1 protein-coding gene is annotated in these 1,025 nt (G+C 64.9%); it reads right to left on the reverse strand.

The window, feature by feature from the left end; genetic code table 11:
- Positions 1 to 1,005: condensation domain-containing protein (locus ACTJLF_RS34585; protein ID WP_440884897.1), on the reverse strand; the 1,005-nt coding region annotated here is incomplete at its 3' end.
- Positions 1,006 to 1,025 lie beyond the last annotated feature (20 nt).

Raw genomic sequence — 1,025 nt, forward strand, 5'->3', positions numbered from 1 at the left:
ATCCGGATGCTGCGCCGCCTCGCGCTCTATACGGCTGTGGATCGGGTCGCCGACTGAGGATTCCTGAGATTGGTGTTGCGATCCCCATGCCGTCAGCTGACTGCGCTCGGCATCGGAGATCACATCCAGTTCGCGAATGGGCTGCGCAGGATGCTTCTCCAGTGCAGCCACGATCCCGTCGATGGCCATGCGCATGAAGCCGCAGATACGCTGCGCACTCACCGCTTCGTGAATCTGCGCCACCAGCTCGAAGTCCTTGCCCAGATCATCCACCGACATGCCGAAGGGATAGTTGGTGCGTTCCTGTCCACCAAGATCGTCCATGCCTTCCCACATGGGCACCGCATCCTGGCCTTCGATCACCTCGGGCTCCGGGCTGTACCGGTAGTTCAGCAGCGCCGAGAACAGCGGCGTCCCGCCCGGCAGCGCACTGCAGCGCTGCGCCAGCGACAGGTTCGCATGCTCGTGGTGCAGCAGCTGCGTGAGCGCTTCATGCGTCTCCTTCACGCACGCCTGTATCTCTCTGGCTCCCAGCCTCACCCGCAGCGGCAGCGTGTTGATGAACAGCCCCAGCGCTCTCTGCGCCCCTTCCCCGCCCTGCATCCGGCCGAACAACACCGTGCCGAACACCACGTCGTCCTTGCCCGTGGCTTTGCCCAGCACCAGCGCCCACGCCAGGTGGAACAGCGTCGCCGCGCTCACCCCGTGGCGCTGTGCTTCTCTTCGGATCTCTTGTGCGAGCTGAGCATCGAGCCTCAGCCGGGCTTCTTCTACCCGCGTGCCGTCCCCCTGCACGTCCAGCAGATTGAACGGCGCCGTCGGCTCGTCCACGTCTGCCAGCATCTGGCGGAAGAACACCTCGTGCTCGTCCTGGCTCACCCCCAGCCTTGCCTGCGCCACGTAGTTCCGGAAGGGAACAGGAGCCGGCAGGTCGGCCTGCCTGTCCTGCTGGATCAGCGCGATCTCCTGTACCAGGAAGTCCAGCGTCGTGTGGTCCAGCACCATGTGGTGGCTGGGCAGCTGCA

The sequence above is a fragment of the Variovorax sp. 22077 genome, assembly GCF_052044195.1.
In the GTDB taxonomy this organism is placed as follows: domain Bacteria; phylum Pseudomonadota; class Gammaproteobacteria; order Burkholderiales; family Burkholderiaceae_C; genus Variovorax; species Variovorax atrisoli.